General features: G+C 41.1%; 19 protein-coding genes and 1 pseudogene. All 20 read right to left on the bottom strand.

All coding sequences use genetic code 11. From position 1 onward, the window contains the following. Positions 1 to 3: 3 nt before the first annotated feature. Positions 4 to 888, bottom strand: coding sequence for a phosphate ABC transporter permease PstA (gene pstA / locus HMPREF2853_RS00640; protein WP_033629488.1), 885 nt, complete (start codon positions 886 to 888; stop codon positions 4 to 6). Beyond that, complete coding sequence (gene pstC / locus HMPREF2853_RS00635; RefSeq protein WP_001070950.1) at positions 878 to 1,795, bottom strand: phosphate ABC transporter permease subunit PstC; 918 nt, start codon at positions 1,793 to 1,795, stop codon at positions 878 to 880. The genes pstA and pstC overlap by 11 nt, the downstream gene beginning before the upstream one ends. Continuing rightward, positions 1,795 to 2,673, bottom strand: a complete 879-nt coding sequence (locus HMPREF2853_RS00630) for a phosphate ABC transporter substrate-binding protein PstS (protein WP_000746360.1) — start codon at positions 2,671 to 2,673, stop codon at positions 1,795 to 1,797. Before HMPREF2853_RS00630 ends, pstC begins: the two co-directional genes overlap by 1 nt. A 210-nt stretch (positions 2,674 to 2,883) precedes the next feature. After that, positions 2,884 to 4,188, bottom strand: coding sequence for an RsmF rRNA methyltransferase first C-terminal domain-containing protein (locus tag HMPREF2853_RS00625; protein ID WP_070534578.1), 1,305 nt, complete (start codon positions 4,186 to 4,188; stop codon positions 2,884 to 2,886). Beyond that, positions 4,189 to 4,962 carry an inositol monophosphatase family protein gene (locus HMPREF2853_RS00620; protein ID WP_070534576.1) on the bottom strand — a complete coding sequence of 258 codons (774 nt, stop codon included), beginning with the start codon at positions 4,960 to 4,962 and terminating at the stop codon, positions 4,189 to 4,191. It abuts the gene before it with no gap. Further along, positions 4,952 to 5,230, bottom strand: coding sequence for a UPF0223 family protein (locus HMPREF2853_RS00615; RefSeq protein WP_001041959.1), 279 nt, complete (start codon positions 5,228 to 5,230; stop codon positions 4,952 to 4,954). The genes HMPREF2853_RS00620 and HMPREF2853_RS00615 overlap by 11 nt, the downstream gene beginning before the upstream one ends. Then, complete coding sequence (locus HMPREF2853_RS00610) at positions 5,231 to 5,632, bottom strand: Spx/MgsR family RNA polymerase-binding regulatory protein (RefSeq protein ID WP_000631261.1); 402 nt, start codon at positions 5,630 to 5,632, stop codon at positions 5,231 to 5,233. Positions 5,633 to 5,852: 220 nt separating this feature from the next. Further along, positions 5,853 to 6,470, bottom strand: coding sequence for a TIGR01906 family membrane protein (locus HMPREF2853_RS00605; protein ID WP_070534574.1), 618 nt, complete (start codon positions 6,468 to 6,470; stop codon positions 5,853 to 5,855). Further along, a complete protein-coding gene (locus HMPREF2853_RS00600; RefSeq protein WP_070534572.1) occupies positions 6,460 to 7,233 on the bottom strand; it encodes a TIGR01457 family HAD-type hydrolase in 774 nt (257 codons plus the stop codon). The genes HMPREF2853_RS00605 and HMPREF2853_RS00600 overlap by 11 nt, the downstream gene beginning before the upstream one ends. A gap of 10 nt (positions 7,234 to 7,243) precedes the next feature. Next, positions 7,244 to 7,981 (bottom strand): acyl-[acyl-carrier-protein] thioesterase, encoded by a 738-nt coding sequence (locus tag HMPREF2853_RS00595; RefSeq protein ID WP_070534569.1) that lies wholly within the window; start codon positions 7,979 to 7,981, stop codon positions 7,244 to 7,246. Positions 7,982 to 7,985: 4 nt separating this feature from the next. Beyond that, on the bottom strand, positions 7,986 to 9,116 hold the full coding sequence (hemW, locus tag HMPREF2853_RS00590; RefSeq protein ID WP_070534567.1) for a radical SAM family heme chaperone HemW: 1,131 nt from the start codon (positions 9,114 to 9,116) through the stop codon (positions 7,986 to 7,988). A gap of 73 nt (positions 9,117 to 9,189) precedes the next feature. Continuing rightward, positions 9,190 to 9,588: a YtxH domain-containing protein gene (locus HMPREF2853_RS00585; protein WP_000517391.1), complete on the bottom strand. Its 399-nt coding sequence runs from the start codon at positions 9,586 to 9,588 to the stop codon at positions 9,190 to 9,192. A gap of 15 nt (positions 9,589 to 9,603) precedes the next feature. Continuing rightward, positions 9,604 to 9,987, bottom strand: a complete 384-nt coding sequence (locus HMPREF2853_RS00580; RefSeq protein WP_000895033.1) for a DUF948 domain-containing protein — start codon at positions 9,985 to 9,987, stop codon at positions 9,604 to 9,606. Further along, complete coding sequence (gene lgt, locus HMPREF2853_RS00575; RefSeq protein ID WP_000609709.1) at positions 9,988 to 10,776, bottom strand: prolipoprotein diacylglyceryl transferase; 789 nt, start codon at positions 10,774 to 10,776, stop codon at positions 9,988 to 9,990. It lies immediately after the preceding gene. Beyond that, positions 10,769 to 11,704 carry an HPr(Ser) kinase/phosphatase gene (gene hprK / locus HMPREF2853_RS00570; RefSeq protein ID WP_000115190.1) on the bottom strand — a complete coding sequence of 312 codons (936 nt, stop codon included), beginning with the start codon at positions 11,702 to 11,704 and terminating at the stop codon, positions 10,769 to 10,771. Before hprK ends, lgt begins: the two co-directional genes overlap by 8 nt. A 136-nt stretch (positions 11,705 to 11,840) precedes the next feature. Next, complete coding sequence (locus HMPREF2853_RS00565) at positions 11,841 to 12,803, bottom strand: hypothetical protein (protein WP_070534565.1); 963 nt, start codon at positions 12,801 to 12,803, stop codon at positions 11,841 to 11,843. A gap of 64 nt (positions 12,804 to 12,867) precedes the next feature. Further along, the gene (gene rpsU, locus HMPREF2853_RS00560; RefSeq protein ID WP_000048054.1) at positions 12,868 to 13,044 is read right to left on the bottom strand and encodes a 30S ribosomal protein S21; all 177 of its coding nucleotides are present in this window, start codon (positions 13,042 to 13,044) and stop codon (positions 12,868 to 12,870) included. A 156-nt stretch (positions 13,045 to 13,200) separates the two neighbouring features. Next, the gene (locus HMPREF2853_RS00555) at positions 13,201 to 13,824 is read right to left on the bottom strand and encodes a Type 1 glutamine amidotransferase-like domain-containing protein (RefSeq protein ID WP_000811174.1); all 624 of its coding nucleotides are present in this window, start codon (positions 13,822 to 13,824) and stop codon (positions 13,201 to 13,203) included. A 13-nt stretch (positions 13,825 to 13,837) separates the two neighbouring features. Continuing rightward, a pseudogene (locus HMPREF2853_RS10020) lies at positions 13,838 to 14,092 on the bottom strand (methyltransferase domain-containing protein); the annotation flags it as partial. A 212-nt stretch (positions 14,093 to 14,304) separates the two neighbouring features. After that, a partial coding sequence (locus tag HMPREF2853_RS00550; protein WP_148131386.1) for an LPXTG cell wall anchor domain-containing protein occupies positions 14,305 to 14,527 on the bottom strand: 223 nt, incomplete at its 5' end.

Genomic DNA, 14,527 nt, shown 5'->3' with positions numbered 1-14,527 from the left:
CCTTTAGGCAGCGGTTAATTTCTTGTGTAAATAGCTTCCGAGTTTGCGTGCCCCAAAGTTAAAAATCAAGATAAAGATGAGGAGCACTGCGGCAGAACCAGCAGATACAATGGTAGCATCAGGAATGGTTCCTTCACTGTTGACCTTCCAGATGTGGACAGCCAAGGTTTCTGCTTGACGGAAGATTGAGATAGGGCTGGTAACACTGAGGACATTCCAGTTAGACCAGTCAAGGGCTGGAGCGGATTGTCCTGCCGTATAGATAAGAGCGGCGGCCTCTCCAAAGATACGGCCAGATGCCAAGACAACACCCGTTACGATACCTGGAAGGGCTTCTGGAATGACAACATGAACTACAGTCTCCCAACGAGAAATTCCAAGAGCAAGACCAGCCTCACGTTGTGTATGGTGAACGTGTTTTAAACTGTCCTCAACATTTCGAGTCATCTGAGGGAGGTTAAAGACCGTCAAGGCCAAGGCACCTGAAATGATTGAAAATCCATACTCAAACTGGACTACAAAGATCAAGTAACCAAAGAGACCCACAACGACTGATGGTAGAGAAGACAAAATCTCAATACAGGTACGAATAAAATTGGTCACAGGTCCTTTTTTGGCATATTCAGCGAGGAAAACGCCAGCTCCCATAGACAGGGGAACAGAAATGATCAAGGTAATGACCAAAAGGAAGAAGGAATTGTAGAGCTGAATCCCGATACCCCCACCTGCTTGGTAAGAGGAAGATTTCCCTGTCAAGAAGGACCAAGAGATATGCGGTAACCCTCTCACCAAGATATAGAGAATCAAGGATGCCAAGATGGTCACGATGATACCCGCAATGGTATAGAGGACAGCTGTTGCAAGTTTATCTAATTTCTTAGCGTGCATAGTTTTTCTTTCCTCTTTCTTTCGTAATCAATTTAATCACACTGTTAAAGGCCAAACTCATCAAGAGCAAGACTAAGGCCAGTGACCAAAGAACGTTATTATCAACCGTTCCCATGACGGTATTTCCGATACCCATAGTCAATACAGATGTCAAGGTCGCAGCTGGTGTTGTGAGCGAAGTTGGGATAACTGCTGAGTTTCCGACCACCATCTGAATAGCAAGAGCTTCACCGAAGGCACGCGCCATCCCAAAGACCACTGCTGTGAAAATACCTGAACGTGCTGCTTTCAAGGTCACACGCCAGATGGTTTGCCAACGAGTGGCTCCCATGGCTAAACTAGCTTCACGGTAATGCCGAGGAACAGCACGCAAGCTGTCTGTTGTCATAAAGGTTACAGTTGGTAGGATCATGACAAAGAGAACGAAAATACCTGACAAGATCCCAAAACCAGTTCCACCAAAGATGCTACGAACAAAAGGCACCACAACTTGCAAACCGATAAATCCATAGACGACTGAAGGAATACCGACGAGGAGTTCAATGGCTGGTTGCAAGATTTTTGCACCCTTTGGTGATACTTCTGTCATAAAGACTGCAGCTCCGATAGCGAAGGGTGTTGCGATGAGGGCTGATAAAATCGTCACAATAAAGGAACCCAAAATCATCGGAAGGGCACCAAATTGTTTCCCTGAAGGATTCCAAGTTTGTCCAAAAAGGAAATCAAAGATGTTGACCCCATTGACAAAGAAGGTCGATAAGCCTTTTTGGGCTACAAAAATCAAAATCATGGCCACAATGATGACAATCAAAGAAAGGCAAGTGAAGGTCAAACCTTTACCAAACTTCTCAAGGCGAGAGTTCTTTGAAGGAGAGAGTAATTTTTTAGATAATTCTTCTTGATTCATTATTGACCTCCTTCTACTGCTGTAACGGTACCTGAAGCATCCTTTTGGACTTTCATTTCATTGATAGAGATATAGCCCATGCCCTTAACAATTCCATTTTGGGCTTCATCTGAGAGGACGAAATTCAGGAATTCAGCAGCTAACTCATTTGGCTGACCAAGTGTGTACATATGTTCATAAGACCACAAAGGCCAGTTGTTGGTCGTTACATTTTCAGACGTAGGTTCATACCCATTCAGTTTCATGCTCTTCACGGAGTCATCTACATAGGCAAAAGCTAGATAAGAAATGGCTCCAGGCGTTTGGGATACAATCGACTTGACCATCCCGTTAGAATCCTGTTCTTGGCTCTGCATTGCCGCTTGGCCATTCATAACCACCGTATCAAACGTCGCTCGTGAACCAGAACTTGCTGCTCGGTTGATGATTGAAATGGCCAGGTCTTTGCCCCCAACTTCTTTCCAGTTGGTCACTTCACCAGTAAAGATCTTACGAAGTTGCTCGGTTGTGAGATTTTCAACATCCACTTCTTTGTTTACAATCACTGCAAGACCAGCCACTGCAACCTTGTGGTCTACCAGAGCTGAAGCATCGATTCCTTCTTTTTCCTCTGCAAAGACGTCAGAGTTCCCGATGTCAACTGCTCCAGACTGGACTTGAGATAGTCCTGTACCCGATCCACCACCTTGAACATTGACTGTTTTTCCGATGTTTCTAGAACCAAATTCATCTGCTGCCGCTTCGACAAGAGGCTGAAGAGCTGTTGAACCAACTGCTGTCATGGATTCTCCACGATCAATCCAGCTAGCACATCCTGCTAGAGAACCTGCCATCAAAAGAGCTGCAAGAGACATGACGAGCTTTTTTCTTTTTTTCACTGTTATTCTCCTTGAACATAATGATAAATGTTCTGATTTCTTCCGTTTGTCCTGATCATCCAATTATCATCAATGATTGTCCCGCTTTATTTTATCTAGACATTCTTAGGAGCGGACAATTCCATCGTATAATATAAGTAATAATGAAAGACTATCAGAAAAAACTCATACTTCCACTATAACATAGAATAGGCTCTTTGACTAGCTTTTTCACCTGAATCTGAGCCCTTTTGGATAATAATTTTTCAAAACATTACCCGTTACCTTGGCAAAGCCTAGTCCGTTTCCTTGAACCACAACTTGGTACCAGCCATTTGGTCGAGCTTCAGACAATTGAACGGTCTCACCAGCCACATATTTTACAAAGTCCTCATCATTGATTGCGACACTTTGTTTTACTTGACTTGGTTTCAAGGCTAATCCGAGAGCAAAGCTTGGTTCGAAGCGTTTCTTCTTAAAAGTACCCAGATGGAGCCCATTTCGGGAAATTTTGAGTTTCCCTAGATCAGGTAGCATCTCTGGCAAGAGATAGAGTTGGTCACCAAAAGTTTGCAAGATACCAGTTAGATTGACTCGCAAGTGTTTTTTGGTAAATTCTTGCCACAAAGCCAGTTGCTCACGACTGAGATTGCTCTTGCTAGCTTTGAATTTAGGTACGGGATTTTGTCCCTTAAACTGCAAGTGGGCAACAAACTGACCTTCTCCCTTGAAATGATGAGGATACATCCGCGCCGTTTCAGGAAGATCAATTCCTGCTACCATACCGTTCACATGCTCGACTGGAAGCAGTTCAAAATCATAAGTATCCAGTAACCAGTGGACGATTTCTTCATTTTCCTCAGGTGCCCAGGTACAGGTCGAATAGACCAGACGGCCACCTTCTGCAAGCATGGTGACTGCATCTTCTAAAATTTCTCTTTGGAGACTGGCACATTGGCTAGGATAATCCGTACTCCAATAATCCATTGCATCGGGTTGCTTACGAAACATCCCTTCACCCGAGCAAGGTGCATCAAGGACAATCACATCAAAGTAACCTTTAAAAACCTTGGCCAAGCGGTCAGCAGATTCATTGGTCACAACAACGTTTGTCGCTCCAAATCGCTCCATATTTTCCACTAAAATCTTAGCACGCTTGCTTGAAATTTCGTTGGAGACAAGGACTCCTTGATTAGCTAGATAAGCTGCTAGTTGAGTGGATTTTCCCCCTGGTGCTGCCGCCAAGTCCAAGACCTTCATGCCAGGCCTTGGTTGAGCTACCTGGGCCACCATTTGGGCTGCAGGCTCTTGCGAATAAACAAGACCGGTCGCGTGCTCTGGTGACTTTCCAGAAACCTTACCATAATACCCCCAAGGTGTATTGGGAATAGCATCAGCAAACGATAACTGACTTTCTTTTAAGGGATTGACCCGAAAAGCCGAAACTGCTTCTTGTTTAAAAGAGGCAAGAAAGTCTCTTGCCTCATCTTCTAGTATCGCTTCATATTTTTCAACAAATCCTTCTGGAAATTGCATTTAGTTCTCTTTCCTTTCGTAGATATAAGACTGAATCTCCTCTTGCATCTCGATTGGCACCATCATGACAGGCTGACGCGTTTTAAAATCAGCGGGCTCACCTGATACCGTAAGAAGACGATAACCCAGACTTTCCCCTAAGATACTGGCCGCAGCGTAATCCCATGGCTGCAGGTAGGTAATATAAGTCAGAAGGCGACCCGATAAAACCTTGGCAAAACTAATGGCCGCACTGCCATATACACGGACACCCAACGCTGCTCGCCCCAAATCCGCCAAGCCCCACTCATTGCTTTCAAACATACCTGAGTTACCGGCAACTAAAAATTCTTGAAGAGGTTTCTTTTTAAAAGGCGGTAAGGGCTCATTATTGCGGCAAGGAGGAAAGGCACCACCACCATGGTAACAATCACCTTTCATGACATCATAAATAATACCAAATTTGCCCACACCATTCTCAAAATAAGCCAACATCACGGCAAAATCTTCCTGCTGGGCGACAAAGTTATTGGTACCGTCAATGGGATCAATCACCCAAACAGAACCTTGACCGACTGCAGCACGTAAACAGCCCTCTTCCGCGCAAATCAAGTCCTCAGGATAAGTGGACTTGATCCGTTCAACCAAGAGTTCCTGGACCTCCTTGTCCAAACGCGTCACCAAGTCTGTAGGTGAAGACTTGCGCTCAACCTGCAAATCTTCTTTCATGTGAGCCAAAATATAGTCAGCAGCTTCCTGCACAATCTGTTTGGCAAATTCAAATTTAGTTTCCAAGAGAAATCTTCCCTTCTCTTTTTTCTTTTGCTAATTGAACTGCATGATAGAAGGAATAACCGCTAGCCGTCTCAAATTCGCGACCTAGACGCTTTTCTTCACTTTTGCTCGGAACGACAGACTTAAATTCCTTATAGGAATCTAGCAGTTTTTTTGCTTCTACCTTATCTTCATAAGCAGCTTCAACATCATTAAAAAAAGAAAGCACTGAAGCAAGTTCTTCAGTGCTCCACGACAAATCTAGTGGGTAACTATACTGTTTGTTCATCTATCCTATACCAGCTCTCAATGTTGCTTCTTTTAATTCTTGTTTACGGTAACTACGAGGGAGAAAAGCACGAATCTCATCTTCATTAAAACCGATCTGCATGCGTTTGGTATCTATAATAATTGGGCGACGCAAAAGACTAGGATATTGCTCAATCAACTGAAGCAACTCCGATACCGAGATACTCTCTACATCAATATCCAATTTTTGAAAAATTTTTGAACGAGTTGAAATGATGTCATCAGTACCATTTTCGGTCAAGGAAAGAATATGTTGTAATTCTTTTCTTGTTAAAGGACTAGTCATAATATTATGCTCTTGAAAGGGCACTTTATGCGTCTCTAACCAAGCCTTTGCCTTACGACATGATGTACAACTCGGTGATAAAAATAGTGTAATCATGCTTTTCTCTTCTTTTATCTATACTTGCTATTTCTATTATACAAAAAAATAAAGCGCTTGACTAGGTATTTTTAGAAAAAAAGCCTATTTTTTCATAGAAAATAGACTGTTTTCTGCAAAAATCTCCTGCTTTGCAAGTTTATCTTTAGGATAACCTAACAATAAATAGGGAGTAGAGCAACTTCTCTCGTTTTTTATTAAAAATACAGAATTTTTTCCACTATTTCCTTGAAGATTTAGCGAGAAGGAAACCAAATATTCCTTCATACAAAGCAAAGAAAAGTAAAAAGGCATGGAGGAAGAAAGTCTCTGGCAAAATCCAAATAACGGGATCCTTTGCTGGATCAAAAAGCCAGGTATCGTCTCCCACAAAGAGAATCTGATGGAAAAGAGTAAAGAATTGCTCAAAACCAATCAACACTCCTACAAGGCCAATGATTAGAGGCAATAGTACTAGAGCTAGGATACTTTTACGATATAGGGGCAAAAAGCCTTTTTTTACAATCTTTCTAACAAAGAAATAGAAACTTGGAAGTGTCACTAGGGCAACTAGCTGAACCAAGTGGAAGAGATTCTTCACCACCGCAAAGTGATGTAGACCTGCCGCTGATGAACGAAAATCTGGCATCTCTAAGACCTGACTAAAGGGATTAGTCAGGTAATTCATCAAGATATGAAAATTGTACTGAATGGTTTCTGGCTTTAGATAGACTCGATCCTCTAAGTTCAGCCACTGAATCTCCATGGGATAGAAAACCCATGCCAGATAAATCGTCAGTAGGATAGACAGGGAGAGGAGAAAGAGCATACTTCCCCAAAAGGTTAGTTTAGTTTTCATCAAAATTCCACTCCGCAAGGCTAGACACCACATGAGTTGGTGCAATTGGTAGGTCAGCCACTTCTTCTGCCTTGGTAAAACCTGTCGTCACCAAGAGAGTTGGAATGCCATTGTCAATTCCTGCTCGGATATCTGTCAGGTAGTTATCCCCGACCATGAGCAATTCTTCTCTTTTCAAGCCCAAGTGCTCAACTGCCTTGTCCATGATAATCGCATTTGGTTTCCCGATATAAACTGGTTTGACCCGTGTTGCTACCTCAAGAAGTGTAATTAGTGAACCAGCACCAGGCAAAAGACCACGTTCCGTCGGGATATTGAGGTCTGGATTGGTTCCGATAAAGTGAGCACCCTTTTGGATAGCTAGGGTTGCTGTGGCAAATTTTTCATAGTCAACTTGCCAGTCCAGTCCAACGACCACATAGGCAGGATTTTCCTTGTCTTCCGCATAACCTGCAGCCTGGATAGCATCCTTGAGTCCTGCTTCTCCGATGACATAGACTGTCTTTTCCAATTCCAAGTCATTCATATAGTCGATGGTTGCCAAGGTTGCCGTGTAGACAGTTGATAAAGGCGTGTTGATATTAAAATTCTTAGCCAACATCTCTTGAACACTCTCAGGAGTTCGGGTTGTATTGTTGGTCACAAAGAGGTAGGGAATTTCTCTTTTTTGTAACTCATGGACAAAAGCCTCTCCTGTCGGAATTCGGTCTTTCCCCTTGTAAATGGTTCCATCTAAATCAATTAAATAACCTTTATAAGTCATATCGTCCTTTCTAATTGCCTTCAATTTCTTGCCAAGTAATCATAGCTTGGGCATTAATCTCGCCATCACTGATAATCTCATGCTTGCTTTCTAGTCCCTTGAGTTCATAAGCTGAAGCAATCATGCCACCCGGTCGCACTTCTTTGACATATTTGAGATTGATTTTCTTTGGAATATACTTGGTCAAAAAATCTGCTCCCATAACCTCAAAAATCCAATCCAGGTATTTACTGTTATTAACATGACCATTCATATCCAAGTCGTAAAAACGAACATGGTAGTCTTTACTGATCGGATCTTCTAGATTTGCATATTTTGGCCCGCGGATGAGTTTTTTATCAAATTCAGACTGGTAAGGCGCAATAATCTCCGGTTCGACAGCATGAACTTTCCGACTGTCCCTGTCCATGAGAACAAAGGTTGCTACCATGCGAATGATTTCTTTACCTGCTTCATCATAGATAGTGAAACGGCGGTAGCAAAAAAGACGATTGTAAGTCAATGCTTCTGTTTCAATCGTAATCTCCTCAGCAAAGCGAGGCAAGCGAACCACGTCAATCGCATAGTCTGTAATAATCCAGACTAGATTGTAGCGCTCCAACACGTCCTTGTCGCTAACTCCCAGTTCAATCGACTGCACACCTGATACCTGCAAGGAGAGCAAAATCACATCTGGAAGTTTGATATGACCGTTCATGTCCGCCATATCAAAAGGAATTTTCATTTTCATTTGATAAGTTAAGCCCATTGTTCTACTCCAAAATAAATCGTTCTGCTACAGTGTCTCCCAAGAAGAGACCTCTCTTTGTCATTCGGACACGATCACCGTCTATCTGCATAAGTCCTTGTTGAACCAAGTCTCTGATGATCTCGCCATAAAGTCTATCAAAGGACCGTCCAAATTTCTCCTCAAATCGCGCCATGGAAACCCCGGATTTTTTCCGGAGACCTAGGAACATTTCTTCTTCCATCTGCTCCCTTTGACTCAGGTGTTCTTCTGTAATCCGAGCATTTCCTGCCTCTACCGCATTGAGATAGTGGCGGATAGGACCGTGGTTTTTATAACGCACCCCGTTCACATAACCCGAAGCACCCGCACCGATACCATAATACTCGGCATTGTCCCAGTACATGAGATTGTGGCGACTTTCAAAGCCTGGCTTGGAGAAATTGGAAATCTCATAATGCTCAAAACCAGATCGCTCCAGTTCTGCGATGATGTACTCAAACATCTCCGCTTCCAGTTCCTCCTTGGGTAGGGGCAACTTCCCTCGTCGCATGCGGTTCATAAAGACCGTATGATTTTCCAAAATCAAGCTATAAAGACTCATATGAGGAATATCAAGCGAGATAGCCTTAGCCATATTTTCCTTGACCTGATCCATAGTTTGACCAGGTAGAGCGTAAATCAAATCGATGGAAATATTGTCAAAACCGACCAGTTTGAGGCGGTCGATATTTTCATAAATATCCTTCTCCAAGTGACTACGCCCGATCTTTTTCAGCATTTTATCATCAAAAGTCTGCACACCCAAGGAAACACGATTGACTGGCGACTGTTTCAAAACCGCAATCTTATCCGCGTCCAAGTCTCCTGGGTTTGCTTCAATCGTCAACTCTTCCAAGACAGACAAGTCTAGATTTTTAGTCAAGCCATCCAGGAGCACTTCTAATTGCGGAGCTGACAAAGCCGTTGGCGTCCCACCTCCAATGTAGAGAGTTCGCAACTTTTGGATATCATAAGAATGAAACTCTTCTAGCAGATGCTCCAGGTAACTATCTACTGGTTGATTCTTGATAAATACTTTTGAAAAGTCGCAATAATAACAAATCTGTGTGCAAAATGGAATATGCACGTAGGCGGACGTTGGTTTTTTCTGCATAGTATTTATTATACCACAAAGACAGGCTTGCAGATAAAAATCACCATCTCCCAAAACCAGAGATGGTGATACCTTATACTTCAGTAATATCGATGATGATTTCTTCTTGGTCTTCAGCAACGTCTGGAGTTGTTGACTGTTCTTGCCACTGCTCCTTGAGATTGTTAAAGGTTTCCTTTGACGCTTCTGTCGCTTGTCGAGCACAGTTTTTAGCTTGGTCAAGGACACTATCAAAAGTGATTTCACCAGATTCTACTTGTTCCTTTGTTTTCAGCACAAAGTCAGTTGCCTGTTCCTTCACTTCTGTTAGTTTTTCACAAACCTGCTCTCTAGCATATTCTGGATCTTCTCTCAAATCATCTAGAAAATCCTGAGCTTGACTACAAACTTGCTTACCCTTGTCACTGGTTAAGAACAAAGCAAGAGCAGCACCTGAAACTGTTCCTAAAAGGATAGAGGATAGTTTTCCCATAAGATTTCTCCTTTTTTATTTTTTGAAAAATTTACTTGCGACACGAAGAGCGGACAAGCCTGCACCTGTTTTGATGGTCTTTGAACCAGCAGATGAAGCTTTTTTGCCTAAAACACGCGCATGTTGGTTGAGATCAGATACTGACTCTGACAAGTCTGCCACCGCCGTAAAGAGTGGATCAATCGTCGCAACTTTGATATTGATATCGTCTGCTAACACATTGACCTTAACCAACAATTCATTGGTCTGATGCAAGGTAACGTTCACATCTGAGCTTAGCGTTTTGATGGTTTTCTCTGTTTCATCAATCATACGACCTGCTTTTTGAATCGTGATTGTCAAATAGACTAAACAGACAATCAAAGCAATCGCAACAAGTATATATGCAACTTCTAACATTTATTTTTCCTCCTCTGTATGATAGAAAGGTGCTTTCTTTCGATTTTGATAAAGTATGATAAAAATACCGAGTCCGATAAGGATAACTGATAACCATTGGGAAACTCGCAGACCAAAGAACATGAGGCTGTCTGTCCGCATTCCTTCGATAATCATACGACCAAAACCATACCAAATCAAGTAGAAAGCAGTGATATGACCACGTCTGATTCCCTTCAATTTTCGTCTAAAAATCAGAATCAAAGCAAATCCAATCAGATTCCAAACCGACTCATATAAGAAGGTCGGCTGACGGTAGCTACCATCAATGTACATCTGGTCACGAATGAAGCCCGGCAAATAATCCAAACTATCTACTGCTGCACCGTAGGCTTCTTGGTTAAAGAAGTTCCCCCAGCGCCCTAAACTCTGGGCAACCATGACGCTCGGTGCTGCAATATCTAAGAAATCCCAAGTATTAATCAGCTTTCTATCTGCAAATATATAAAGGACAATAGCCCCTGCTATCAAACCTCCATAAATGGCCAAACCACCATTCCAGATGGCGATGATTTCACCTGGATTTTGCAGATAATAATCTAAGCGAAAGAGTACGTAGTATAGTCTAGCACCTAAAATAGCTACCGGAAAAGCAATCAGGATAAAATCCAAAATATCATCTGATAGAATTTTCTTTTTAGGAGCTTCTTTCATAGCAAGATAGACTGCCAGAACCAGACCAGCTACAATACACAAAGCATACCAACGAATAGCAAAGGGGCCAATTTCAAATGCGACTGGATTAATCATGTTTCACCTCATTTTGAGCGATTAGATTTGTCAAGCGTTCTTCAAATAAACGTGTCGCATCAAAGCCCATTTCTTTAGCGCGGTAGTTCATGGCAGCCGCCTCAATAACAACGGAGATATTGCGTCCTGTTTTTACTGGGATGCGGATACGCGGAATCGTTACACCAGAAACTTCGAGTTCTTCGGCATTGTTTCCAAGACGATCAAAGGTCTTATGTGTATCATAATTTTCCAAATAAACTGCTAGCTGAACTTGTGAAGAATCTTTTACAGCACTCGCACCATAAAGACTCATGATATCGATAATCCCAACTCCACGAATCTCAAGCAAATGCTTCAAGATTTCAGCAGGTTCGCCCCAAAGAGTCATCTCATCCTTAGAATAAATATCTACACGATCGTCTGCTACTAGACGGTGTCCACGCTTCACAAGCTCAAGACCTGTCTCACTCTTACCGATACCGCTATCTCCTTGGATCAAGACACCCATGCCATAGATATCCATCAAGACACCATGCACGCTAGTACGTTTAGCCAAACGGGAATCAAGGTAGCTAGAAAGTTCTCCAGATAAACGACTGGTTGCTGTTCGACTGGTTAAAATCGCAATCTTGCATTCTCTAGCAGCCCTCAACATTTCCTCTGGCACTACCAGACCACGAGCCACGATAACAGCAGGTGTTTCAGGTAGAAACATTTTCTTCAAAACTTGATAACGGTTCTGGGCAGGCATGGCAACTAAATAGGACCACTCCTTCATCCCTAACAGCTGAATCCGTTCTGGTGTATAGTAATCAAAATAGCCCGTCATTTCAAGACCAGGTCTCATAATGTCCGCAGTATTGATTTCTTTTTCAAGTAATTCGCCTTCACCATAGACAATATCTAGTCTGAGTTTTTCAATGACATCTCTTACTAAAACCGACATAATTTCCTCCTTCAATCGAGTTCTCCCTACTATTATATCAGATTGTAGGTGGAAGTTTCCTTTTTTTGCAGGATTTACAGTATTTATTTGATGTTGCTTGGAAAAAGATTTGACTAGGAAGTCTTTTCGTACTCTTTTAAATCAACCGAGACAAATCTACTGCAAATCGGTCAACGTCTATCACCAAGTCCCTTCCAGATTTTTCTAAGTAAATCCTTGGAAGACCTTTTGTTAACATTCTGTTTGCATCAGCCATATCTTGAGGATAGGTATAGAACTGTTGACCTTTTGAAAACTGATTTTGGACTTGCCATTCTTCAAACTCCTTCAAAAAAGTCTTATGAGACGGCATACTGACTTCTTCAAACAAGGAATGGTCAAACAATCGTACCAAACGATATAGACCATGGATCTCATCCGCAAAGCACTTATCAATCTTTTCATAGGGGTAACCTCGTCTCTGATAAGCTTGGCATAAGTTTTGTAAGGACTCGCTTAATGCAACTGCATCTTTTTTTGCCAAACTTATAAAATACCGAACAGAAAATTCTTCCATACCAGTTCGTTTTTTCTTCCCTAAAAACTGTTGTGCACGCAAGAGCGACTCGGATAATCTTTCTTCATCTTGATAATAAAGAGCGTATAAAAGATTCATCACATTTTCTGGATAATAGGTTCCTTTCAACAAGGGTAAATCTTTGGGGACGAATGATGGAATGGCTGAAAAATCGTTACAAGCAAAAGAGGTAAACAAGCCTTTCAAAATTCCATCTGTGTAAATAGTTCCACTTGCCAACAAACCGCCTCTCATCAACTCAGTTCTTCCTGTTTGCCATAGCGCGTTGTTTAACTGTGTATAATCCCCATCTAAAAACGCCGCATAATAGGCAAAATATTGAATATCATCTAGTAATAAGCTACTGTACAATTTTACCCTTAAAACCTTGTCAGACAATACTTTTGAATCGGTCAAATACTTTTCAAAAATTCTTTGGTTTGACTCTTCAAATTCCTTCCAATCTATCGGATCAGCACAATAACCCCAATCTTCCAAGTGATTTTCACGCATCTTTTGATATTCTTTTATATACTCTTTCATAAGAATTTGTTCCTCTAAATACTATGCAAAAAAAGACTAGACAAGTCTAGCCTTTCATTTCAAATTAGAATTTTTTACGTTTACGAGCTGCTTCTGATTTACGTTTACGTTTTACAGAAGGTTTTTCATAGAATTCACGTTTGCGTGTTTCTTGAAGAGTACCAGCTTTAGTAACCGCACGTTTAAAACGACGAAGTGCATCGTCAAGAGATTCATTCTTACGTACTACTGTTTTAGACATTTTTTTCACTCCCTTCAAGTTCAAGATCTATTCCATTTTACACGCAAAATGAATATTTGTCAAGGGAAAACTGACATAAACTTATATTATCTTCCCTTTTCTTTTTAAAAGGGACAACGTATTAGAATAGATGTCATAATAGCGAAAAAAATTATTTTAATCCTGTTCAGAAACAACTTTTATTTCTTTATCATTTACAATAACAGCTTGTGAATTGTTCATTCGCATTAAGTCGAGCTGATTTTTATAGGTTTCAAAGGTCTTCTTGCTACTATCAGTAAAAGGCTCCTCACCATAATGTGGAAGGATGTAAAACTCCACTTCATTCAATCCCGTTGTATCCGATAACTCTTTCGCTACCGTCTTGTCATCCATGAGCTTATTGTAGTCAACATCCTTGGCGGTAATGATAGCCCCTGCTGATTCTCCCACATAGATCAGCCCATCTCTTATTTGTTCTTTGATAAGAGATAGGAGTTGCTTTTTCTTTAATTCTTGTAATAAATAAAAGGTATTCCCGCCAGAGATATAAAGAATCTTGCTTTGGAAAATCTTTGCCTGTGCAGTTTCTCGATCACAAGAAGCAATATCTAGAACCTCTATCTCAAATCCTAAATCTTTGAATGTTTGCTGAGCCTCATCGATATAGGCAGTATAATCCTCTTTGTTCCCAGCGGTAGGAATAAATAAAACCTTGTTTTCTAGATTCTTTTCCTTTGCATAATCGCTAAAAAGCTTTTTGACTCCAGCAAAGTATGAACATAAAAATAATTGTTTCATGACTGTCCCTCCATTAATGTTTAACAATTTTATAAAGAAGCCACGATTCCTTTCTTTGACTAGTTACGAGCTCAAACCCTATTAACAATAAGAATCGTCTAAATACTTCTTCGCTTTGCACCTCTGGTAAAAAGTAAGATAACTTGTTATACTCACAAGCTAGTAAGAGTATCCCGTCTGATTTGAGTATCCTTCAAAGTTCCATAAAAGAAGCCTCTAGGTCCTGCCAATGAAAATGAGTTTGAAAGGCTGTGATTAAATCAAAACTTCGAGCCCCCTCTGAATAACTTTATTATACCACTTTAGCAGGATAGTGAACAATTGAGGCAAAATAATTAGACGATTTTCAAATCAATTACCAAAAAGAGAGAACCAATTGGTTCTCTCTTTCTGTTAGACTGACATCTTCTTAGATAGCAATGAATGTAATCATTTCAATCAAGTATCTAAAACAACTTACTAGATGACTTTCACCACTAATTATTCTTCCTCAGATTTTTTTCTTTGAGCTAGAGAAATTAATCCCATACCTGATAAAGCAGCCAATAGACCAGCTGTCAAGTGAGATGTCTCCTCAGAACCCGTATTTGGAAGAGTTTTAGTAGTTCTTTCTTCTGTAATACCTTGTTGTTCTGGATTTTCAATCACAGGAAGTTCTACTACTGTTGGAATATAGAATCCTGAAATGATATTTCCATTGCGA

Origin of the sequence: Streptococcus sp. HMSC077F03, from assembly GCF_001812375.1 — a bacterium.
Classification (GTDB): domain Bacteria; phylum Bacillota; class Bacilli; order Lactobacillales; family Streptococcaceae; genus Streptococcus; species Streptococcus oralis_S.
Note: the sequence above shows the minus strand (reverse complement) of the source record. Positions and strands in the feature narration are given on the sequence as shown.